This window comes from Bacteroidetes bacterium GWF2_43_63, from assembly GCA_001769275.1.
Taxonomy (GTDB): domain Bacteria; phylum Bacteroidota; class Bacteroidia; order Bacteroidales; family DTU049; genus GWF2-43-63.
In genome coordinates this window covers 72,715-98,717 of sequence record MEOQ01000040.1, presented here as the reverse complement: position 1 = coordinate 98,717, position 26,003 = coordinate 72,715, and the positions used below count along the sequence as shown (strand labels likewise).

Sequence of the window (26,003 nt, the reverse complement as noted above, 5' to 3'; positions counted from 1 at the left end):
TTTCAGTATTAATTTCCAACAACTACTTTTGCATAGCGCAGCACTTTGCCCCGCATTGTATATCCTTTTTCGACAACCTCAACCACTTTGCCCTTCATTTCAGGATTTTCAACCATTGTCAAGGCTTCATGGAAGTCGGTATCAAACACCTCGTTCACCGATTCCATCGACTCCAGTCCTTTCTGCTTCATGATGCCTAAAAGCTTGTTGTAGATAAGTTCATATCCGTGCTTCACTGCTTCAATTTCGGTGGCTGTTGCCAGACTTGCCAAGCCGCGTTCGAAATCATCGATTACCGGTAAAATGTCAAGCATCAGCTCTGATCCGGCAGATTGCAGCAGGTCAAAACGTTCCTGGCGCATCCGTTTTTTATAATTCTCGAAATCTGCAAAAAGCCGGGTGTATTTATCCTGCCATTCATTTGCTTTCATCTGCAGGCTTTCCATTGTTTCTATTACCACATCGGGACATTGCTTTTCGTCGCCGGTGTTTGTTTCACCTTCATTCAATTCCGTTTCTTTCTGCTCAGGATTCTCAACAGGTTGTTGATCCTGATTTTTCAGTTCTTCGTTGTCGCTCATTTTCTCTTTCTTTTTTCCAAATTTCATATTGAAACATCTATCAATTTATTCGCGCGCGTGGCTGTCAAAAAGTTTGCCAGCGGGCTTCTGAGTGTCGTTTTGTCAGGCCAGGAGGTTTTCTTCAGCTATGCCTAGTGATAAAGCGGTGGCAACCAGTTCCTGCCACACTTGCGGAACAACGGGTACGCCGTCACGCAGGTATTCCTGCTCACGTGACAGCTCCGGCTCTCCGGGAATAATCACATGTTCTCTTCCTTCGGCAGCTTTCGATTGGCGGAATGTTCTGATCCAAAGGTCCATGTACTCCTTAACCTCGTCTGCAGGCCGGAACCCGTCGATGCGGATTGCGCCGAAAAAATGTCCAAGTCCCGCTCCCGGAGCACCAGGTTTTGGATCGAGATAAGCAACCTGCGGTGGCACGAAAGGTCCGAAATTGGCACCTGACAATATTGCTGATAAAATATCGACCATGGCTCCCATGCAAAATCCTTTGTGACTGGCGTGTTCATAATCGCCTCCCAGCGGAAGAATAGCTCCACCACGCCGAAGTACTGAAGGATCGTTGGTTGCTTTCCCTTCAGCATCCTGCACAAAACCCTGCGGGGACTCTTTACCCTGCTTTTCCATGAGCTCCAGCTTACCGCGGGCAATGGGCGTTGTAGCAAAGTCTGCCGTAAACGCCGGCTCTTCCTTGCCCGGAATCGTAAACGCGATAGGGTTGGTTCCGAGCATGCGGTCGATGCTGAAAGTGGGAGCCACCAGTGCATTTGCATTGGTCATTGCAAATCCAATCATATCCTTTTCAGCGGCCATCATGGTGTAAAAACCAGCAATGCCAAAATGATTTGAATTGCGCACGGCCACCCAGCCCGAGCCCACCTGCTCCGCCTTGCGGATGGCCAGCTCCATGGCGAATTTTCCGGCAATCATCCCTGGCGCCAGATCGCCATCCACGGTGCCCGTAGAGGGAGTTTCGTGAACTATTTTCAGCTCCGGATTCATGTTGATGCGCCCTTTCTGCCAGAGACCAATATAATCTTTGATCCGCATCAGTCCATGGCTTGGAATGCCACGCATTTCTGCAGCTATCAACATATTGGCTACCGTCCGGGCATTGTCGGCTGAACAACCGGCTTTGAGAAATATTTTTTCAACCAGTGAGAACAGTTGTGTTTTGCTGTATCGTTGCATTGCAATTTTTTTGCAAAAGTACGATTTTGTTATCACCTCTCGAAGGGTACTTAAACCCCTCGAAGGGTTTCAAACCCTTCGAGGGGTAAATGGAAAAGTTCTAACTTTGCCCTGCAACGTTCCATTAATATAATTGTCTTAACGCAGTAATATGAACACTATGCGATTATTGAATGTAGCTATTATTCTACTTTTTTCGGGATCTCTTTTTGCTCAGACTGCTGAATTCGGCAGACAAAGCCCGTATCTGATTGAAAACCTCGGACAGGTTTCAAATTCCGACGGTACGCCGGCCACGCAGGTGCTGTTTAGCATGACAACCCCCGGAATCGATTTCTATCTGACCAATGATGGAATAACGTATGTGTTTAAACGCGGAATCGAGGACGAACAGGCGGTTTATGATCCCATAATGTCAGACCGGCCTGCCCCGCTGAAGGAAATTCAATGGCACCGCGTAGATGCAACTCCGGTTGGAGCCAGCATCGATAAAAAAAATATTGAAATTGTTTATTCAAAAACCGGAACCGTAAGTTTTTACAACGAGCTGGTACCAGAGGGACTCGAACATATGCGCCCGGTTCAGTCAGTCACTCTCAAAAATATTTATCCGGGCATCGATTGGCAGTTTGTGGTTGAGGAAGATTTTCTCAAATACAATTTCATACTGCATGCCGGCGCTGATATGTCGCAGATAAAAATGAAATTCGAAGGACAGGACAAAATAACGCTGAAGGAAAATAGTCTGTTGATCGAAACCTCGCTGGGAGCCTTGAAGGAAAATAAAATCGAGTCCTTTACCTCCACTGGCATCAGCGTTGGTGTGAATGCCAGTCTTGATGAAAATATTCTCAGCTATCAGCTGGAAAAAATGCCGGAGCTGAAAGACGGCGAAACCCTGATTATCGACCCGCCTCTGGTGTGGGGAACCTATTATGGCGGCACCGGAAACGATCTGGCCATTGTGATGGAACGAAACAACAACGGCTACATCTATGTACTGATGGAAGTTTCATCCACCGACTTTCCTGTTCTCAATGCCGGTGCTCCCTCATTTTATCAGGGCGCCTTCGCAGGGACGGTTGATGTTGGAATCGTGAAATTCACCGAGGACGGAATCCGCGTCTGGTCTTCATATTACGGGGGTGCACTGGATGACAAACCCAGTAATCTTTTTTACAACGGAACCATTATGATGATTGTCGGAGGAACAACTTCTTTTGATTTTCCAACACTGAATTCCGGAATTCCGGGCTCTTATTTCGATAACACCCTTGGTGGAACCAAAGATGGTTTCATCATCACTTTCGGCCCCATGGATACGCGTATCTGGGCAACATATCTTGGAGGAACATCCAATTATGATCACGCAAATGACTGCTCTTTTGATGGTTCTCGGCTGATTGTTGTTGGAAATACTTACTCCGATGCAACTGACTTTCCGCTTGTCAATTTGCCAGGGGCATACTTTCAAAATACTTTCTCGGTCTACGATGTTTTTGTCACAGAGTTTACCACAACGTTTTCTATGAGCTGGAGTACGCTGTTAGGCGCGACAGTGGATGAGAAAGATGTTTATTGTGATATAGATTCATCCGGCCGGCTTGGGTTAGCCTATGCCTGCACTTCTTCAGATCTGCCATTGGTAAACACGCTGCCCGGATGCTATCAGCAAGCTTTTAGCGGCGGAGTTGATTACGGAATCACTCTTTTCAATACATCGAGGCAGATTTCCTGGCAAACATGTTATGGTGGCACTGGAAATGATTTTATAAATGATATAATCTGTGATTTTAATGACGGTTGGTTGCTTACTGGCTCTTCTGCATCGGTTGATTTCCCTGTTGTTAATAACATAAGCGCCTCCTTTTATCAGGCTATTAAAGGAGGGGGGGCTGATGCCGTAATTTTAAGATTCGGTAATAACGGACAACAACGTTACTCGAGCTTTTATGGTGGGTCCGTAAATGATGCTGCAAAAGGAATAACTTTTGACTCTCGTAAAAATTTATACGTTGTTGGTGCAACGAACACGCCTGGAACCGGCTTGCTTACACTTAATCCTAATGATGGTTCATATTTTAAAAATTCAAATACCGGAGCTTACGATGAATTTTTACTTGAACTGGATTCAAACTTCACACTCAGATGGGCAACCTATCTTGGTGGCAGCTATGATGATGAATTAAGGGATGTAAGGGTATCTCCATCTGATCATGTTTTTGCGGTTGGGTTTACAAAATCTCAAAATCATCCATTATTTGATCTGACACCGGGCACTTCTTATTTTGACAACCAGATTAATAACAATGGTACTGGCAACGGAAACCGCGATGCGGTAATCATGAAATTCATTCCCTGCCCGGAAAATTTCAACTCCATTGCCGGATTAGATTCAGTCTGCTACGGGCTGCCCGACACGCTGGTAACTACAGGCGGTTTCACTTACACCTGGAATACCGGATCGGTAAACGACACCATCATTCAGACCATTACTGCCGACACATCCTATATTGTGACTGCCACTCATCTCTGGGGCTGTGTGGAGCGCGATACTTTTGTGGTAAAGGTTATGCCATTACCAGTAATCACTTTCACCGGCGATTCCATGGTTTGCCTCAACGATTCCATGCATCTCGGTGTTGATGGCGGTGTAAACTACGTGTGGGAAAACGGATTTACAACCGACAGTATTTCATTCCTGCCCGCAGCCAGCGAGATTCTCACAGTGACCGTAACGAACAGCTTTGGCTGCACAACACAAGACAGCATTCAAACAACGGTTTATCCATTACCGGTGCCACTTATAACCGGAGACAATACGCCCTGTCTGTACGATACCACAAGTATTTCGGCAAGCGGCGGCGTTTCATTTGTTTGGTCCACAACGGCTACAACGCCCGCCATTGATATTGCCTGGAACAACACCGGAACATTTGACTACAACGTCATTGCCACCGACGTGAACGGTTGTTCCGATACCGCATTTTTTACGGCGACGGTAACTAATCTGCCTGAATTCTGGCTTGGAAACGATACCATCATCTGCGACCTTACCACCATTACGCTTGATCCCGGAATAGCCGGTGCAAGCTATAACTGGAGCACAGGAGCCGTAACACAAACACTGGATGTTTCATCGGCTGATACATATTCGCTCGACCTTGCCGATGCCAACAACTGCCATTTCAGCGACACCATCAATGTTGCTGTACAGCCGCTTCCAGTCATCACTTTCAGCGGTGCCGACACTACTTGTTTTGGATCATCGATAACGATGACAGCAACTGCTCCAACCGGCATTTCCTATATGTGGAGCAACGGATTGAACACTTCTACCATCACGTTTACGCCCACCGCAAGCGGGCTTGACACCATTGCGGTTACAATCACCGATGCGCTGACCTGTACAAAAACTGACAGTCTTGAATTCATGGTATACGCGCTGCCGCTTCCAACGATTGCCGGCGATGTTACCCCGTGTCTGCATGACACCACAACACTCACTGCAAGCGGCGGTATATCCTATGTTTGGTCCACAGGCGCTACTACTACAGCCGTTGACATTCCTTTCAACAGTATGGGGACTTATAATTATTACACCATTGCAAAGGATATTCATGCATGCAGCGACACTGCTTTTTATACAGCCACCGTTCTGGCATTGCCAACCTTTAATCTGGGGCCGGACACCATCATTTGCGACCTAACATCGATTCCGCTGGATCCTGAAATTGCAGGCGCAACCTACAACTGGAGCACAGGTGCGACAACGCAATCCATTACAGTAAACTCCGCAGACAGCTATTCGCTGCAACTGACAGACGGAAATACCTGTAAATATGCGGATACCATTGATGTTGCCATTCAGTTATTACCTGTCATTACTTTCAGCGGAGCCGACACAACCTGCTTTGAATCGTCCATAACGATGACAGCAACAGCGCCGACTGGTACGTCTTATTTGTGGAGCAATGGATTAAACACTTCCACCATCACGTTTACGCCCACCGCAAGCGGGCTTGACACTATTGCGGTTACAGTCACTGATGCGCTGACCTGTACAAAGACAGACAGCCTGGAATTCATGGTATATGCCCTGCCGACGCCTGCAATAAGCGGCAATTTAAGCGTTTGCACCAATGATACTTTAGCACTGACCGTGAATGGCGGCATTTCGTATTTATGGTCGTCAGGAACACCTGCTGCCAGTGCCAATTTTGTATGGTCATCGGCTGGCAGCAATACAGTATATTCGGTCGCAACAGATATTCACAGCTGCAGCGACACAGCTTTCCACACAGTCAACGTTTTGCCACAGCCCATATTTAATCTTGGCGCTGATACCACAATTTGTGCTTTTACCTCAATAACACTCACACCGGGAATTGCGGCTGCAGCCTATGACTGGAGCACAGGAGCAATCACCCAAACGATAACGATTGGCACGGCCGACACTTACGAGCTGGAACTCACCGGCTCCAATGGCTGTAAGTTTGCTGACTCCATCACGGTTGCAGTGCAGCCCTATCCGACCATTGCTTTTGGAGGAGATACAGTAGTTTGCTATAGTCATCCAATCACAATTACCGCAACGGGTGGTGTTTCATATGCGTGGGAAAACAGTTTGTCCGGCGCCAGTATCACATTCGTTCCGCTGACAACAGATACGCTGACTGTTATTGTTACCGATATTTATGGTTGTGCCAGCACCGATTCTGTAAGTTTCGACGTTTTGCCTCTTCCAATACCGGCCATTGCGGGTGTAACTGAAATATGTCAGTTCAATTCCACAACACTCACTGCATCGGGCGGAGCATCCTATCAATGGTCAACCGGACAGAGCACCGCTGCTGCAAATGTATCGTCTTCGGTCGCCGGAATCTATGACGTCTATGTGATTGTTACTGGTGCCAACCTGTGTTTTGATACAGCTTTCCATCAGATCGACGTTCATGCTTTGCCCGTTGTTGATCTCGGCAACGACACTAATATTTGCGAAGGAACTAATATAATACTCGATGCAGCCAATGCAGGAGCTTCATTCAACTGGAACACCAGTGTTGCAACGCAAACCATTTCGGTTTCAACAGCCGGAACATATTCTGTTACTGTTACCGATGCAAACACCTGTCAGAATGCGGATACAGTGATGGTTTCAACCACCCCGTTTGCAGATGCCTCGATTACCGATGTAGCTTATGTGTGCCTGAACGGCACTACGTTCTCATTTGTTGCAGCACAGGGTGGCGGCAGCTGGAGCGGCGATGGAATCACAAATGCGGCAACGGGCGAATTCAATCCGGGTGTTGCAGGTGTTGGCAATACCACCATTGTTTACACCATCACCGGATTATGCGGAGACACGGATTCATCAGTTATTGAAGTAGCTGATATCCCGGTTATCGATTTTACATCTACCGATGAAACATGCCCCGATTTGAATGACGGAACATTGATTTTAAATATCTACGGCGGCACTCCCCCTTATGCCTATGATCTGGACGGCAGTTTGATTTCGGACACCACAACAGGTCTTGCCCCCGATACTTACCTGCTGACTATTTCAGACAGCCGCTCTTGTTCCGAAACCAGCAGTGTTCTGATTAATGCCGAAGATACACCATGCGGTGAAGCAGATCTTTACGTTCCAAACATTTTCAGTCCGAACGGTGATTTGGAAAACGATGTTTTGTATGTGCGCAGCAATTTCATAAAGTCAATGTCGTGGTATATTTACGACCGCTACGGAGAAAAGGTATTTGACAGCAAGAGCATTGATACTGGCTGGGATGGCGAATTTCAAGGCATACCCGTTCAGAGTGGTGTTTATTTCTGGCACATCAAAGCTACCATGCTGGATGAATCTGTAATTGAGCGCGAAGGAAATGTGACGGTGGTCAGGTAGGACAGAGTTTATAAAGTTGTAAAGTTGAAAGGCCGCGTGCAACGACTTAGCGTTGGGCATGGATTGGGCTGTCACGGAAAACAAAATGTTGAATGCATTCCCGATATATTAGCGAGGCTGTCTCAAAACAACGCTTTCTTCAAAAACAATATTCCATCGTCCGAAAGCGACGAAGGAGCGAGAGGATATGGAATCGTTGTTTTTGAAGCTGTTACGACGATTCCATATTCCGGCCGAATATTATCCCTCGAAGGGTTCAGAACCCTTCGAGGGATTTCGAACCGGCCGGAACGATGGAATATCGTAACGTTTTTCTATTTTAAGAAGCCACCCGGAATCGTCGGGAATAAAGGCTTAACCGCGCCCAACGATTCCGGGTCCGTACCTCAGCTTTAAAAATGTCCAACAGACGCCAAAATGTTCGGCACTACCAATGGCTTTTTCAACGCCAGCTGAATTCGTCTTTCAATCAAATATATTTTACATCTATCGAGCTTTTTTCAAAGACAAACTGACTGATTTGTGCTTTGAAACAGGAGCAAAAAATTGTATCTTTGTGCTGATGAATTCAGAAATAAATCAGGACGATGGCAGATTTCTGCCAGTGATGGAGCAGTTTTCCAGTTTGCAGGGCGAAGGTGTCAATACGGGCAAAGCCGCATGGTTTGTGCGTTTGGGCGGATGCGATGTGGGCTGTAGTTTTTGTGATGTGAAAGAATCGTGGGACCCGGAACTTCACCCACTGATGCCCGCGGAAAGTATTGTTGAAAATGTGGTCAACTCAAAGCTTGGGGCCGTTGTTCTTACCGGTGGAGAACCACTCAAGTGGAGCATGGACTATTTGACAGCTGAGTTGCACAAAAACAATATTTTCATTTACCTGGAAACTTCTGGGAGTGAAAACCCCAGCGGCTCATTCGACTGGATATGTGTTAGTCCTAAAAAAGGAGTAACTGTTCATCCCTATTGGTTTGCAAAGGCGCATGAACTCAAAGTTATCATTCAGGGAGAAAATGACATGGTTTTTGCTGAAGGGCTGGCCAATCTTGTAAATCCTTCCTGTATTATTCAACTTCAGCCCGAATGGAGTGTGCGAAATGAAGTATTGCCAATGCTCGTAAACTACATAACAACGCACCCCCAATGGCGTTTATCAGTACAGACACACAAATACATTAAAATCCCCTGATGTCATGAAAAACATATTTTTATACACGTTGCTGATAATGCTTCCACTGTTTATGAATGCACAGGAAAACACACTGTCATCGAAAAACAAAAAAGCGATCAAGGAATACAATGAGGGAGTAAGTTTTCTGAACAGATACAATTACGATGACGCTGTGAATTCATTCAACCGCGCCATTCTGTATGATCCAAAATTCATTGAGCCTTACATCATGCTTGGGACTTTGTATGAGGAAAAAAAGGATTATCCCAAAGCAATCGAGTATTATGAAAAGAGTATTGCACTGGATGCTGATTTTTTTCCATCCACCTTTTTTATTACAGGCAATCTGGAAATAAAGACCGGTAAATATGAACAGGCATTGTCACATTTCCAGTCTTTTCTGAAATATTCGCCCAAGCCAGGGCCTAAAATGCAGGCAGAGCATGGGATTGAAGTGTGCAAATTTGCAATAGACCAAATTAAAAACCCAAAAGAATTTGATCCGAAACCACTTGGAGTTGGCATAAATACAGAGAATTCGGAATACATGCCTGCACTCACTGCTGATGAATCGACCATCATTTTTACCCGTCTTATCAAAAGCACTTCTACGGAAAGCTCTGGTAGCATGCAGGAAGACTTTTATACAAGCAAGCTTGTTGATGGGCAATGGACAACCGCAATTCCACTGAGCGAAAGACTAAACAGCGCGGGCAACGAAGGCGCCCATACCATTTCGCCTGATGGAAAAATTCTGTATTTCACCGCCTGTAACCGCGAGGCCGGAAAAGGCAGTTGTGATTTATACAGGTCCGAATGGTACAGAGGCGGCTGGGATTATCCGGTGAATCTGTATGAAATCAATTCAAAGGAATGGGACAGCCAACCAAGCATATCACCAGACGGAAAAACCATTTATTTCACCTCGTCGCGCAATGGCGGAATGGACCTTTTTGTAACACATCTGGGCGATGACGGTGATTGGACAGAACCGGTTGTACTTCCTGCGAATATTAATACAGGCGGAAACGAGATGTCGCCATTTCTTCATCCCGATGGAAAAACCCTGTACTTCACATCTGACGGACATTTGGGCATGGGCGGACTGGATATTTTTTACTGCCGGCTCAATGAAGACTTAACCTGGTCGACCCCCGTAAATATCGGCTATCCGATAAACACCCATAATGACGAAGCGTTTCTGTTTGTTTCGGCTTCAGGTGAAAAAGCCTACTTTGCTACAGGCGGACTTGAAGTACGAAGCATGGATATTTACAATTTCGAACTTTACAAAGAAGCCCGTCCAGACCCGGTTACCTTCCTTAAAGGGGTAGTGACCGACATCAACACCGAAAGACCAATGCAGGCATCGTTCGAACTCACCGATCTGAAAAACGGTAACGTGGTTGCCAAATCGACGTCGGACGAAAATGGTGCTTTTCTGCTCTGCATCCCTTCTGGCCGCGATTATATGCTGAATGTTTCTGCAGATAAATATCTTTTTTATTCGGATAATTTCAGCCTTTCAGGCGTACATTCCAAAACAGATCCTTACATCAAGAATATAAATCTGCAACCAATCGGAAGCGATGCCGTGGTCGTGCTCAACAATATATTTTTCGACACCGACAAATACGATCTTAAAACTGAATCATTCATTGAACTGGAAAAAGTCCGAAAAATGATGTTGGCCAATCCGAAAATGAAAATTGAAATCCGAGGTCACACCGATAACACCGGGAGTAAACAACACAATGTAACCTTGTCGGAAAACCGTGCGAAAGCTGTTGTCACCTATCTCGCAGCCCAAGGCATTGCCAAAGACCGGATGATTTATAAAGGTTATGGCGACAGTATGCCACGCGCCACCAACGACACGCCTGAGGGCCGCGCCCTGAATCGCAGAACAGAATTTAAAGTAATCAGCAACTGAAAATGATGACAAAGACAGAAACCATTGAAAAATGGAACAAAGAAACATCGGGTTTTACTCCGGAACAAATTATCGATTTCGCTTTCAGAAATATTGACGGACCGCTCACAATGGCTACCAGTCTAAGTATTGAAGATCAGTATCTTCTTTATCTTATTCACAAAGGCGGACACAATTGCAGCTTTTTTACGCTTGACACCGGCCGTTTGCCCCAGGAAACCTATGATACAATTTCGGCAACCGAAGATTTTTTTGGAATCAAAATACAGACTTTTTTCCCGGACCCCAACGAAGTTGAGAAACTTGTAAACACCCATGGCGTAAATTGTTTTTACGAAAGTTTTGATCTGCGTAAAGCTTGTTGCCATATCCGTAAAAAATATCCAATGGACCGCGCACTGGCAGGTAAAAGCGCATGGTTTACCGGACTACGTCGCGAGCAGTCGGTTACAAGAATTGGTATCCCGATTTTTGATCTGAACGAAACTACCGGAATTATAAAAATAAGTCCGCTGGCCGATATGTTTGAAAACGAGGTCTGGAGCGAGATCGAAAAGAATAATATTCCATTCAATAAACTTCAGAAGCAGGGATACCGCAGCCTGGGCTGTTTGCCATGCACCCGCCCCGTCAGCGACGACGACGATTTTCGCGCAGGCCGCTGGTGGTGGGAAAACCCGGAAAGCAAGGAGTGCGGGATACATAAGAAGTAAGATTTGAGATATTAGATCTGAGATTTTTGATCTGAAAAATAAATTTGAAGTTTGAAGTAATTGCAGTGAGGTAATTTTAGGCCTTCACGTTTGCATGTTCTCGTTTCCGTTACAGTCGTTACGCGTTACAATCGTTACACGTTACAATCGTTACAATCGTTACGAAGTAACAATGTGACAGGGTAACAGAGAGACAAACGATACGCGTTACAAACATTACATTAGCTGTCAGCTTTAAGCTTGCAGCATTCAGCACTGACATGGAGCTGAATGCGTTTTCTTTTTGAAATTCAAATCATCGCATAAAATCGTATTTTTGCGGCATCTCGTATTTCCACATCTCCGCATTTCCACATTTTCACATACTTTCGTATTTCAAAGAGTCTGTTCATGAACCCGAATATCATTCTTCTCGTTTTTGTTGTTTACACGATGTTGTTGTTTTTCATCACGTGGCTGACAAGCCGGCGCGCAAACAACGAAACTTATTTTATCGGAAACCGGCGCTCCATCTGGTATGTAGTGGCCTATGGAATGATCGGCGCCTCGTTATCCGGTGTCACTTTCATGTCAGTTCCGGGTATGGTGGAACAACATGGCTTCGCCTATTTCATGGTCGTCATCGGATATTTCATCGGATATCAGGTGGTGGCTTTTGTGTTGCTGCCGCTTTATTATAAGTTGAATCTGACATCCATCTACACCTATCTCGATCAGCGTTTTGGCAACGGTTCCTACAAAGCGGGTTCGTTGCTGTTCATTCTGTCGCGCTCACTGGGCGCCTCTATGCGTATGTTTCTGGTTGTACTGATTCTGCAGAATTTTTTGTTCGACGCGCTTGGAATTCCGTTTGTGATGACAGCTGTTATTTTTATTTCCTTAGTGTTGCTGTACACTTTTCAGGGCGGCATCAAAACCATTGTCTGGACCGATACGCTGCAAACAACTTTTATGCTGGGGGCACTTGTGTTCACACTATTTGCCATTGCATCACAGCTTGATATGAGCATCGGTGATTTATTTTCGTCCATTGCCGACAGCAAATACAGCAACATGATTGTGTCGGATTTCAATTCAAAGGACCATTGGCTGAAACAATTGCTGAGCGGTATTTTCATTACCATCACCATGACCGGACTCGATCAGGAAATGATGCAGAAAAACCTCAGCTGCCGCAACCTGCGCGATGCGCAGAAAAACATGGTGACTTTTAGTTTTATTGTTGTAGGTGTCACATTGCTGTTTCTGGTATTGGGAGCCGCATTATACATTTACACCGACACCATGAACATCGTGCGTCCGGCGCTGGCAGACGATTTATTTGCGACTGTGAGTTTTACTTATCTGCCGGCCATTGCAGGATTTGTTTTTCTGATTGGTCTGATTTCGGCCGCCTATCCCAGCGCCGATGGTGCTATCACTTCGCTGACGACTTCATTTTCGCTCGATATATTGCGCATCAACCGCAAAGAATACAGCGAGAAAAAACAAAAACGCATTCGCTTGCTGGTCCACTTCTCGTTTGCATTGCTGCTGCTTGGACTCATTATTTTATTCAGCACCATCAACGATCGAAGCATCATCGATAAATTATTCACCATAGCAGGATACACCTACGGCCCGCTGCTGGGACTGTTTGCGTTCGGATTATTCACGAAGCGTCCAATTCGCGATAAGCTGGTATTTATTCCGGTCATTGTTGCTCCGGTGCTGTGCTACATTTTGGCCAACAACAGCAAGGAATGGTTTGGTGGCTATCAGGTTGGGTTTGAGCTGCTGATCATTAACGGGCTGCTGACGTTTATGGGGCTGTGGGGGCTGTCGCGGAGAGGTGTTCGAAGTTAGGAAACTTCGAACAGCGTAGTGGTAGAATCTTCGCGCAGCTGTATTGGAGAAAATTAAATTGTCGCGCTGTGCGAAGTCTGAGACTTCGCACAACTTAGCGCTTTTATGAATTTTTAAGTGTGTTTTTATCTCGTATTACAAATATTTAAGTGGGTTTTTATCTGTTTATTTAGATTTTTACCCAGATAAATGTTTATCTTTGTACTTAATATGGAACGCAAAGTATATAAAAAACTGCTTGACTGGCAGAAAACAAGAAAACGCAAACCGCTTTTACTTCAAGGTGCAAGGCAGGTTGGTAAGACTTATTTGTTAAAGGAATTCGGAAAAAAAGAGTACAGTAAAGTATTTTACCTGAACTTTGAATCCGACAAAAGATTGGACAGCCTATTTAAAACGAGCATTGAGCCAGCCGCAATAATTTCAAAACTTCGAATCTTTTTTAATGAGGATTTTGATATTAATACAACCTTGTTGATTTTTGACGAAATTCAGTCATCGGAGCGGGCTTTGTCTTCACTGAAATACTTTAATGAAGACGCTAACGAATATCACATTGCTGCTGCAGGAAGTTTGCTGGGAATAGTCATGAACAGAAAAGAATACTCGTTTCCGGTAGGACAAACGCAAATGCAGCATGTTTATCCCATGGATTTTGAGGAGTTTTTAATGGCTGTCGGGAAATCCAAACTTATTCCAGAAATCAGGACATGTTTTGAAAACGATGCATTTTGTTCGTTTCATGAAATGGCATTATCATTATTTCACGATTATCTGATAACCGGAGGGATGCCAGAAGTTGTTGCTGAATTCGTAAAAAACAATGATCACCTGAAAGCTGCCGACATACAACAACAGATTCTTGATTCATACATTGCTGATATGGCAAAATATGCTACTCCCGAAGAAGTCAGCAAAATAATCGCCAGCTACAACTCACTCCCTGCTCAACTGGCAAAAGAAAACCGCAAGTTTCAATACAAAGTTGTTCAGAAAGGCGGTTATGCCGGAATATTTGGAGCTGCCATTGACTGGCTTTCTTCCGCTGGACTAGTTTACAAATGCAACCGGATAACGGTACCCAACGAACCATTAGCAGCATATTCCGACATGACAGGATTCAAACTGTACATGAACGATCCGGGATTATTGGTGCAGAAGTCTGGAATGCCGCTCAGAGAAATACTCCTGGAGGGAAAACACACAAGTTCCTTTATTGGCCCGATTGTGGAAAATTATGTAGCATCGTCTTTTCAATCTCAAGGAATCCCACTTTATTATTGGGAGTCAGGTAATACAGCCGAGATTGATTTTTTAATTCAGGGCAAAACAGGTGTTGTTCCGATTGAAGTGAAAGCCAGCACCAATACCCGATCGCGAAGTATTGATGTCTTTAGGAAAAAATATAACTCGTCAATAATCATTAGATTGTCTGAAAAGAATTTTGGATTTGATAATCAGATAAAATCGATTCCCTTGTATGCTGCTTTTTGCATTGACAGAGAATTGTAGTGATATGGGACTGTGCGTAGTCTGAGACTTAGCTACAACTTCAAATTAATTTTGCTATTTTTTGATTTTCGGAAATAACGCCAAAAGGCATTCTGAGTCCGTAACCCAGAAAAAGCAGTTAATTCCATTTCGAACATCTTTCGGTAATCAGCCTGTAATTTTCGCTGGTTAGGCAAATGGGATTGCCTAAAACACAAATATTCATGACCGGCAGCACCCGTAAATATGATAGCTACTGAAGTCCGTGTTAACCAATTGTAACCAGCACAACATTAATTAAAGCATCAGACATACATATATTTGTAAATGCTAATCCAACGGTTATGAGAAAACCTTTATTCCTGCTGATTTCCCTGCTAATTATCTTTAAAGTTGCCGATGCACAGTGCCCGGGGACTGTGGATTTTTCGCTTGCTCAGGCTTGTAACACGCTGACCATCAACTTTACAAACACTTCCAGTACTCCCGCAACAATCACAGACTATGACTGGGATTTCGGGGATGCAAGCGTTCACGGAACCACAGCCAATTCCTCGCACACGTACTCAGCATCGGGAAGTTACACTGTAACGCTGATTATCACTCGCAGCGGAGGATGTCTTGACACTACATTGCAGGTCGTTGATGTGATTCCTGTTCCAGTAGCAGGGTTTACATTTGCACCCGATAATGTCTGCTCCGGAAGTACCATTTCATTCACCAATACCTCCACCGGAACCGGGTTGAGTTATTCCTGGAATTTCGGAGATGGTAGTCCGGTAAATACCAGTGCAGACCCATCGCATGTTTACACATCGACCGGTGGCGCCAGTCAGACATTTACCGCAACACTAACGGTTACAGATGACAACGGATGCACAGCTACTGCGTCGCAAATTGTTACGATCCTGCAGCAACCCGATGTGTACTATTTCGAGGAAACCAACTGGAAACACTGTTCATACAACACCATCATCAAGGACACTCTTGAAGTCGTGAACATGTCTCCGGGCGCCGGATATATCTCCAACTATCTGATTGACTGGGGCGACGGAGGTCCGTTGACCAATACAGCTGTATTCGACACACTGGAACACGAGTACACTGCCCTTGGCGGTTACAATATTGTTATTACGGCAACCGGCAGCAATGGTTGCTCAACAGTATTTGACACCACCCTGTTTATCGAAAACACTCCAATTGCCGGAATCATCGGACCTCCGGCCGGAACCAACCTCGGCTGTGCTCCACTGACAGTTACAGTCCAGAACAACAATTCCTTCATCACTTCATCGACTGCATCTTCGATAAACTGGGGCGACGGAAACACTCAGAACCTTCCGCTGGGAACCGCACCCGGAGGGTTTTACAACCACACCTACAGCACATCGAGTTGCTCTCAGCCTTTGAATCAGTATGTTATTACCATGACCGTTTCAAATGTGTGTGGAATTTCTCAGGCAAGCTGGGCTCCTGTGCGGGTGTATGAGCCACCGCAGGCAGCCTTTACCCATTCGTCGCCGACCTGTATCAATACCGCAATAACATTCTACAACTATTCGGCCCGCAATGAATGTGCAGCCAATCCCAACTCGGTTTATTTCTGGGATTTCGGCGATGGAACCACACTCGGACCAACACTGGTAAACTCCTCAACACAGCCACAGCAAACAATCTCACATACCTACACCAATCCCGGTTTTTACACTGTAAAACTCAGGGCCAGCAACAGTTCGCTCTGGGGTTGCGACAGCACCATTTTTACTCAGGTCATTACCATCGGTGACCTGATGCCTGATTTTTCATCAGATACAGCCTGTACAGGAGAAGAGTTGACACATTTCACCAATCTGTCAACCGACACCATCATCAACATAGCATCCTATTCATGGTCCTTCAGCCCGGCATCACCGTCTTCATCTAACGCAACAAATCCAACAACGACCTATACCGCACCAGGCAGTCAGAATGCCACATTGACAGTGTATGCCGACAACGGCTGTGCCGAAAGCATTACTAAACCGGTATATGTCTGGCATCTTCCAAATCCGAATTTCACCTACACTAACCGCTGCGAATACGACAGTATTCCTTTTACCGACTTATCGACAGTCAGCCTTGATGGCGCTGCCCTTACGGCCTGGTCCTACAACTTTGATGATGGCAGCCCGGTTGATACTGATCCAAATCCCAATCATCTGTTCCCTACCCATGGCGAATACTGGGTCACACTGCAGGTTACCGATGCCAACGGCTGTTACCGGACCAGCAACTACAAAAAGGTACTTGCCTATCCAAAACCAGCATCAGACTATGCCAGTTCACTGGCCTGCGAAAACCTATCGGTATTGTTTACTAACTCAAGTTCATCGCCTTATGCACTGGATCATCATCATTTCGGCTGCTGCTGGAATGGCTGGTCATGGAATTGTTATCCCACCTTTCAGTGTGATGGCTGGTACTGGAACACTACCCTGAGTTATGAATGGGATTTCGACGATGGATCACCGGCAAGTAATGCTGCCAGTCCATCGCACAGCTACAGCCCTCCGGGAACCTATGACCCAATACTTATTGTGACCAATATTTACGGATGCTCCGATACTATTACAAAACCACTGATTGTTCATATTAACCCAATTGCAGGTTTTATAACAGATACGGTCTGTCTGCTCGATACAACCCATTTTACCAATCTCTCTCAAACGGACGGAGGATCAGCCATCACAGTGAACAACTGGACTTTCGGCGATGGTAATAACTCTGTACTAACAGATCCTGATCACCTTTACAGCAATCCGGGTTCTGTCAATAGTCAGTTGATTGTGACCAATGCTGATGGATGCCGCGATACGATTGTCAAACCAATTCTTGTTCATAATCTGCCGGTTGATTCATTTTCAATCGCCAATTTGTGTTTCAACGACACCCTGTTCCCAACGAATCTGAGTTTGCCCACGGATACCGGAATCCAGCAGTGGATATGGGATTACGGAGACGGAACTGCCGATACAGCACAAACGGTCAGTCATCTTTATGGCAGCCCGGGATTGTATAATTTGACTTTTACTGTTACGGACTCAAATGCCTGTCGTAATGCAGCTGTAAAACCAATAAGAGTATACGAATTGCCACAGGCCGGTTTCGGTTTCTCGACTGGTTGTGTAAGTTACGGAGTTGTATTTACAGATTCCAGCACCATAATGAATCCGGCCGATAACGGCAATGTAAATGCCTGGTATTGGGATTTCGGAGATGGCAACGATACAACCATACAAAATCCGGTTTACTCCTACGGAGCAGTTGGTGTTTATAATATCAGTTTGATTGCCTATTCTGCATTCGGCTGCACAGATACCATCAACAAGCCGATTACAGTATATATACCTCCAGTAGCGGCCTTCACGCGCGACACTGTTTGTTACGGTCTACTGACTCAATTTCAGGATATTTCGGTTCCCATGCCTGCTGATATTGTTTCATGGGACTGGAGCTTCGGAGACGGGACTACTGACACCTTACAGGATCCAAACCACCTGTTTCCCAATCCAGGCATTTTCAACACCATGCTCACCGTTTGGGATAGCAATGGCTGTCACAACGAAATCATCCTACCGGTTCAGATTGACTCACTGCCGGCCCTGAATTTTTCAGCCCCGCATGTGTGTTTCGGCGATACTGTTTTTATCAACAATCTGTCTCATGCCACTCAGGGAAGTTCCATCACTTCATGGGAATGGAATTTTGGCGACGGTACCGCTGACTCTGTACAAAATCCTTCACCACACTTCTATGGTACAGACACTACATTTTCAATTTCGCTCATAGCCGAAAACGGGCTCACCTGCCGCGATACGCTAATACAGACAGTAAATGTTTATACCCTTCCGACCGCCGCATTCGTCGCCACACAAGCTTGTCAGGGACTTCCGGTTACTTTTGCCGACACAAGCTTTAATCCAATAGCAAGCATCAACGGATGGACCTGGCAATTCGGTGATTTGCAATCGTCTGCAGTACAGAACCCCACTCATGTTTACCCCTATCCGGGAGACACGCTTTACACAGTGTCGCTTTCGGTGACAGATTCTCATGGCTGTCTGGATACCATTTCCAGCATAGTCCGGCTAAATCCGAAACCCATGGCCACTTTCGGAGCAACCATCTCATGCTCAAAAGACACAACCTTTTTCACCGATTCTACCTGGGCTGGAGGCCCGCTGGCAGTCTGGAACTGGAATTTCGGCGATGGCACAGGAACCTCGGTTAATCAAAATCCAGACTATCTCTACAATATTGTTTTAAACCCGACTACCTATAATGTTACATTGATGGTAGCCGACAACAATGGCTGCCGCGATACCATCGTTCAGCCTGTACTGATCAATCCCCAGCCAATAGCCAATTTTGCAAGCGATTCGGCCTGTTTCGGCTTTCCGACCGCTTTCGCCGACGCATCTTCCAGCACTGGTGGAGCTGTTACACAATGGGAATGGAATTTTGGCGATAGCACCGGCACAGGGACCGGCAACAGTGTAACTTATATTTATCCTGACACAGTTGCAAATATTTTCATGTACAACGCGCAACTAATCACCACCGATGCAAACGGTTGCCGCGACACGGTAGTAAAGCCTGTTGCTGTATATCCGCTCCCGGTGCCCGATTTCAGCATGGATACCATCTGTTTCGGCAACCAGACTCCATTCACAAATTCATCATTCAGCAATGGCGGAGCCATTACCGCCAATTTATGGAATTTCGGCGATGGGACAGGCACCAGCACAGATTCAGATCCAACCTACTCCTACTCAAGCTATGGTGTATTCCCTGTGACTCTGATCGTGACTGATGCTCATGGCTGTATAGACAGCATAACCCACACAGCAGCCATTGATTCGCTTCCTACTCCGGCTTTGAATATTTCGGACTTCTGTGCCGGAGACACAACGCAGTATTTCAATGTTTCGCTGGCCAATGGCGGAGTAATTACTGATTTTTACTGGAGCTTTGGAGACAGTTATTATTCCACGCTCGAAAATCCGGTTCATTATTACGACAGCGCCGGTACATACGACGTAGTTCTTGTAGTCACAAACTCACGCGGCTGCAGCGATTCGGCATCACAGACCATTTCAATCAGTCCGCCGATAATCATGGATTTTGTATTCGATACAGCCTGTGCGGGAACACCCACTTCATTTAATGACACTTTGCTGGCCAATACCGGCTCCGTTATCAGTAGTTGGCAATGGACTTTTGGCGATGGCAATTCCGCAAACGGAGCACAGGTTCAGAACAGCTACAGCGAAGGCGGATATTATCCGGTGGAGCTTATTGTGACGGATACCAACAGTTGTTCTGCCACCATTTTCCATCTGGTTCCTGTACTCCCGTCACCGCTAGACCCGGTACTAGCCAGCAACAATCCGTCGTTTTGCGAGAATGAGAACGGATTTGCCTATGTGCTCTACAATCAGACTGGTTCGGTGATCAACTGGTACGATAACCCCGGTGGAAATCTGCTCGGTGCCGGCGATACGCTGTGGCTCGGCCCGGTAAGCAGCCCCGTAACAGTATATGCTGAAAATATTTCTTCCAACGGGTGCCACAATGCTGGCGGACCTGTATCGGTCGCTGTCGGAATGAACAGCCTGCCCTATGTAATTCTCTCCAGTGATATGCCTATGAATACTTCGTACACCGGACAGATAGTCACTTTCACAGCTACTCCTTCCACATATCCGGAGTACTTGTTCTATGTGAATTCAGTTCTTGTGCAACAATCCTCATCAAATATTTATTCCACCAATGGATTGACCGACGGCGACATTGTTAGTGTCAGCTCCAATGATTTTGTTTGCGAAAGTCCCGAAGATTCGCTGCTCATGCATATCCGGCAAATTCCCAATGCTTTTACACCGGACGGAGACGGATTCAACGACGTTTTTGTCAAAGGACTTGATATGGAAATTGTCAACCGGTGGGGATTACAGATTTATAAAGGGATGGATGGATGGGATGGCCGCTACAAAAGCGAATTTGCCGAAGCCGGAACCTATTATTATATCATTCGCCTGCCTCAGCCGGAAAGCGAAGTAAAAATTCTCAATGGTGTTGTTACATTGGTCAGAAACCAGTAAAAAAAGCAGAGATATGAATGCAATGAAATTATTTTTACCGGTTATAGTACTGTTTTTCTCAGTTTCAGCCTTACATGCCCAGAACAGAAAATTACAGGAAAAGGCCGACGCACTGTTCGAAAACCAGGAATTCTATTCGGCAGCAGGCCTCTATGAAAAGCTTGCGGAATCAACCGAAGCCGATGACGAAAAAGCATTGTTTGCCGAAAAAGCCGGCGATTGTTATGCGGGATTTCTTGACTACAGCAAAGCTGTGCGCTGGTATCAGACTGCTTTCAATATTACTTCGGATTTAAAAGTTGAGGACAAACTTGCTGAAATGCTTTTGGCAGCGGGTCAATATGCCGAAGCGGATATTCACTATTCACATCTGATTAAAAACAGTGCGGATAAAAGCAAATATTACAACCGCTCCGAATCCTGTCGCTTTGCTGCCGGCCAAATGCTAAAAGTGCCTTCTTATGAAATCGTAAATGTGCAGGAACTGAATTCTCCATTCAGCGAATATTCGCCTTTCTTCAGTAATGGCCGGTTACTGTTTACTTCGGCACGCACCGGCCGCGATTCGGCAAGGATATTCAATTTCGATGGACAGGGTTTTAGCGATATTTATCAGGCGCAATACGATTCATCCATGCGAAAGTGGATTAATATCACAAAACTTCCGAATGACGTAAACGGAAAATTCAATGAAGGTACAGTTTCAATGAATTCGAAAGCTGAAGAAATGCTCTTTATGCGTTGCAACGAACCAAACGGTAAAGGAAAAATCTGCCGGATTTACAGTTGCCGGATTGATCTTGGTCGCAACGATGCCTCAAAAGTGGCGGCTATGCCACTTGGCAGCGAAACATACAGCGTTGGCCACCCTGCATTGAACAGCACTGGGGAAATATTGTTTTTTGTCAGCGATAATCCGGAAGGTATTGGAGGAAAAGATTTGTACGTTACTCATAAAAAGCCCGACGGGAACTGGTCTGGACCCGAAAACTGCGGTGCAAAAATAAATACTGTCCGCGATGAAATGTTTCCGGTTATTTCAGGCGACACGCTATTGTATTTTGCTTCTTCGGGCCGTACTGGCATGGGGGGATTGGATATTTACGCGGTAGAAATAAACGGAAACCGCATCACAGGCGAAGTTGTGGGCATGCCATATCCGGTCAACAGTGCAGGAGATGATTTTGGTTATTTCCCTCTCAACGCCGAAAACGGTCTTTTTGCATCCAACAGGGCGGGTGGCAACGGAATGGATGATATTTACCTGTGCAAACCTGTACCATTTGTTTTGAGCGCCAAAGGAAAAGTAACTGATAAAACATCGGGACTACCAATTACCAAAGCACTCGTTATTGTAAAACTCAACGGTGAAGTGACCGATACCACGCTGACAGATGCCAGTGGTGAATATTTTATTACCAATATTCTGTGCGATAGAACATATCAGATTGATGCCGTGAAGGAAGGCTACATGCCACAAACCAAAACACTGGTGACCATCGGTGAAAAGAATACACGCGAATTATCGGCAGCTAACGGACATGATATTGATTTTGAATTGTTTCGTATAACACGAGATGAAATTGCTATCAACAATATTTACTACGACTTCGACAAATGGGATCTGCGCGAGGAATCGAAGAGAGAACTTGACAAGATTGTTGAATTGCTCAACGAAAATCCCGGAATGCGCATTCAGCTTAACTCGCACACCGACGATAGGGGACCTGATATCTACAATGTGGATCTTTCGCAAAAACGCGCGCAATCTGTCGTTGAATATCTGATACAGCAAGGCATCGATCAGAAGCGACTGCTCTTTAAAGGCTGGGGCGAAAGCAAGCTAATGATTACAAATGCTCAGTCCGAAGAAGAACATCAAATGAACCGCCGCACCACTTTCAATATTCTGAATGCCGGTGATTACGGAGATAAATATTTCGAAAACCTGTATGCTGAAATCGACAAGGGTATCCAGAAATCAAGGGCTCATATGTTCTTTCGGGTGTTTTTCGGAACAAAGGGTGAACCAGCTTTTGATGAGAATTACAACAATATCAGGCAATGGTTTCCGGGTACGAATATCCTGACTGTGAAAGAAGACGGAATGGATCGCTATTATATGGGGGCTTACATTTTTATGGATGAAGCCATGGATGCGCTGACCCAGCTCAGAAGCAAAGGTTTGACGGATTGCTATATTGCAGCTTTCCGTGATGAAAACAAAATCGGTGTTGTCAAACTTCAATAGGAAAATTATGAAAGCAGGAATTTATACATTGTTTGCGATGCTGATCATGAGTCTGACAGCCAGCGCCCAGAAAGACCTTCAGTTCACGCTGAATAATTTCACCGGAAGTATTTTCAATCCGTCGCTCACCTCGGCCGACCGCTCGTGGCGTGCCACACTGCTTGCGCGACAACAATGGATTGATTTTTCCAAAGCACCCGCCACACAGTTTCTTACGCTGGAAATGCCCGCATGGAAAAAACACGGAATCGGACTTGCGTTTATTCATGATAAACTCGGATACGAGAATAATTATGACCTTACGCTCAACTATTCTTTTTTTATCAAACTCAGTGATACGCGCAGTCTTGGAATAGGAACCGGGCTGAATCTGCTGGCAAAAAATCTGGATGGCACGCAACTAATCTACGATGACATGTCAGATCCCAACGCTGTTTATGACAATGTTACCCGGTATAATCTGAACGCCAATGCGGGTTTATCTTACAACGCTCCTCGCTTCACCGCCGGAATATCCACGCGCCACCTAAATGCATCTTCAATTGAGAATACGGTGATTTTCTCACCGGCACGATACTATTATCTGTTTTCCTCCTTGATGCTTCCTTTCAATGAACATCTCACCTTACAACCAAACGGACTTTTGAAAACCAATCTTCAAAACTGGGAATACAATGCTGGTCTGATTGCTGAATTTGAAAAGACATTGCGATTCGGCTTTAATTACCGCTACAGCGAAAGTTTAGCGCTCCTTGTGGGGCTTACTCTCATCAAAAACCTCGAAGTCATGTATGCCTATGATATTATCAACGGAACTCTATGCGATGTGAGCCCATCGTCGCATGAACTTGTACTTCGGTATTCTGTAAAGCCCAAACCACCTAAACTTCCTTATCTGAAAAGCCCGCGATATTTCAATTGAAAAGCAACTCGGTGATGTATTGCTGACAAATTCAGGTTGTGAAAGATCGTTTTCAGTTAAAAAGAAAACACTATTTTTGATTTTTCATCAACGCCTATGGAATTAAAACGACTATTCGATTTACTCGATCGCTACAAAGAGAAGTTCAATAAACCGATACTCTTCGGTGGAAAGATTGATGGTATCTGGCAGCGATACAGCCTTCAGCAACACATCGAAAACTCAACGAACATCAGCTATGGATTGATGCAGCTTGGAATTCAGCCCGGCGATAAAATTATTTCAATTACTACCAATCGCCCCGAATGGAACTTTCTGGATATGGGTATCATGATGTGTGGCGCCATTCATGTGCCGGTTTATCCGAATATCAGCTCCGAAGAATACAGGCATATTTTTAATCATTCCGAAGCCCGGATGATTTTTGTGGCAGGCGAAGAAATGTATTCGCGCATCAAAGAAATCCTTCCGCAATGCAAAAAAATTGAGAAAGTATATACATTCCGAAACCTGCATGGACTCGAGCATTTGAAGGAACTCATGGAATTGGGTTCAAAGAATCCGCAACAGGAAAAGCTGCAATCGATTAAAGATTCCATTACGGAAGATGATGTTGCAACAATTATTTATACCAGCGGCACCACCGGAATCCCCAAGGGCGTAATGCTTACGCATAAAAATCTGCTGAGCAATGTAGAAGCCATTTATACCATTCCGCCACAGAAGCCGGAACTGGTGACCCTGAGCTTTCTTCCGCTGTGTCACGTTCTTGAGCGCATCATAAATTACATGTACCAATACAATGGGTACACGGTTTATTATGTCGATAATATTGCCTTGGTTTCCGAAGCCATGCGCGAAACGCATCCATCCATTGTTTGCTGTGTGCCCCGGGTTCTTGAAAGCATACATGATAAAATCATGGCAACAGGCCGCAAACTCACGGGTTACGAAAGATTATTTTTCTACTGGGCCGTCAATCTGGGCTACCGTTACAGGATTGAAGGCAATAATATTTTTTACCGCATGCAGCTCTGGCTGCTACGCAGGCTGGTTTTTAAAAAATGGAAACAAGCACTTGGCGGCTCACTCGATATTATTGTGAGTGGTGGAGCTGCGCTGCAGGAGCGGCTTGCACGCATTTTCTGGGCAGCAGGTTTTCGCGTACTCGAAGGATATGGTCTCACTGAAACCAGCCCGGTGATATCAGTCAGCAACTTCAGTAAAAATGGAGTCGAATTCGGAACAGTTGGCCCGCCGCTGTCCAACGTGCAGGTGCGTATTGCCGATGACGGCGAAATTCAATGCAAAGCACCGAGTGTTATGAAAGGATATTTCAAGGACGAAGAACAAACAAAGTCAGTGATGACCGAAGACGGATGGTTCAAAACCGGTGATATTGGGCTGATCACAAAACTGAATAATGTAAAAATCACCGACCGGAAAAAAGAAATATTCAAAACAGCAGCAGGAAAATATATTTCACCGCAGCTGATCGAAAACAAACTGAAGGAATCTCCTTTCATAGACAACGCGATGGTGGTGGGCGAAAATCAAAAATATCCGGCAGCGATCATTTCGCTCAACTTCTTTCATCTGCGCTCCTGGTGCGATATTAAAGGGATAACCTTTACAACCAACGAAGAAATTATTGGCAATCCGGTCATAAAAAAACGAGTGGCAAAGGAGATCGACAACGTGAATGCAAGTCTGGGTGAGCACGAACGCATAGTGAAATTCGAGCTTACTAATATCACCTGGTCGGTAGATACCGGCGAGCTTACTCCAACTTTAAAACTCCGACGTAAAATAATTTCTGAAAAATACAGTTCTTCAATAAGCAAACTGTTTTAA

13 protein-coding genes are annotated in these 26,003 nt (G+C 45.3%); 11 read left to right on the top strand and 2 right to left on the bottom strand.

Features of this window, described 5'->3' with window-relative positions; translation table 11 throughout:
* Positions 1-8: 8 nt before the first annotated feature.
* Positions 9-608: a nucleotide exchange factor GrpE gene (locus A2W93_02700; GenBank protein ID OFY53577.1), complete on the bottom strand. Its 600-nt coding sequence runs from the start codon at positions 606-608 to the stop codon at positions 9-11.
* A gap of 75 nt (positions 609-683) precedes the next feature.
* The gene (locus A2W93_02695) at positions 684-1,772 is read right to left on the bottom strand and encodes a malate dehydrogenase (GenBank protein OFY53576.1); all 1,089 of its coding nucleotides are present in this window, start codon (positions 1,770-1,772) and stop codon (positions 684-686) included.
* Between the two features lie 151 nt (positions 1,773-1,923).
* On the opposite strand from A2W93_02695, the gene A2W93_02690 reads away from it, so the two are divergent.
* From A2W93_02690 to A2W93_02640, 11 genes are all read left to right on the top strand, one after another.
* Positions 1,924-7,680: a hypothetical protein gene (locus A2W93_02690; protein OFY53575.1), complete on the top strand. Its 5,757-nt coding sequence runs from the start codon at positions 1,924-1,926 to the stop codon at positions 7,678-7,680.
* A 24-nt stretch (positions 7,681-7,704) separates the two neighbouring features.
* Complete coding sequence (locus A2W93_02685) at positions 7,705-8,076, top strand: hypothetical protein (protein ID OFY53574.1); 372 nt, start codon at positions 7,705-7,707, stop codon at positions 8,074-8,076.
* Positions 8,077-8,242: 166 nt separating this feature from the next.
* Positions 8,243-8,869 (top strand): 7-carboxy-7-deazaguanine synthase QueE, encoded by a 627-nt coding sequence (locus A2W93_02680; GenBank protein ID OFY53730.1) that lies wholly within the window; start codon positions 8,243-8,245, stop codon positions 8,867-8,869.
* Between the two features lie 4 nt (positions 8,870-8,873).
* The gene (locus A2W93_02675; protein OFY53573.1) at positions 8,874-10,784 is read left to right on the top strand and encodes a hypothetical protein; all 1,911 of its coding nucleotides are present in this window, start codon (positions 8,874-8,876) and stop codon (positions 10,782-10,784) included.
* Between the two features lie 5 nt (positions 10,785-10,789).
* Complete coding sequence (locus A2W93_02670) at positions 10,790-11,497, top strand: hypothetical protein (protein ID OFY53729.1); 708 nt, start codon at positions 10,790-10,792, stop codon at positions 11,495-11,497.
* Between the two features lie 390 nt (positions 11,498-11,887).
* Positions 11,888-13,342: a sodium:solute symporter gene (locus A2W93_02665; protein ID OFY53572.1), complete on the top strand. Its 1,455-nt coding sequence runs from the start codon at positions 11,888-11,890 to the stop codon at positions 13,340-13,342.
* A 210-nt stretch (positions 13,343-13,552) separates the two neighbouring features.
* Positions 13,553-14,854, top strand: a complete 1,302-nt coding sequence (locus A2W93_02660; GenBank protein ID OFY53571.1) for a hypothetical protein — start codon at positions 13,553-13,555, stop codon at positions 14,852-14,854.
* A gap of 323 nt (positions 14,855-15,177) precedes the next feature.
* A complete protein-coding gene (locus A2W93_02655) occupies positions 15,178-20,976 on the top strand; it encodes a hypothetical protein (GenBank protein OFY53570.1) in 5,799 nt (1,932 codons plus the stop codon).
* A complete protein-coding gene (locus A2W93_02650) occupies positions 20,945-23,227 on the top strand; it encodes a hypothetical protein (protein ID OFY53569.1) in 2,283 nt (760 codons plus the stop codon). The genes A2W93_02655 and A2W93_02650 overlap by 32 nt, the downstream gene beginning before the upstream one ends.
* On the top strand, positions 23,193-24,149 hold the full coding sequence (locus A2W93_02645) for a hypothetical protein (protein ID OFY53568.1): 957 nt from the start codon (positions 23,193-23,195) through the stop codon (positions 24,147-24,149). The genes A2W93_02650 and A2W93_02645 overlap by 35 nt, the downstream gene beginning before the upstream one ends.
* Before the next feature lie 96 nt (positions 24,150-24,245).
* On the top strand, positions 24,246-26,003 hold the full coding sequence (locus A2W93_02640; protein ID OFY53567.1) for a hypothetical protein: 1,758 nt from the start codon (positions 24,246-24,248) through the stop codon (positions 26,001-26,003).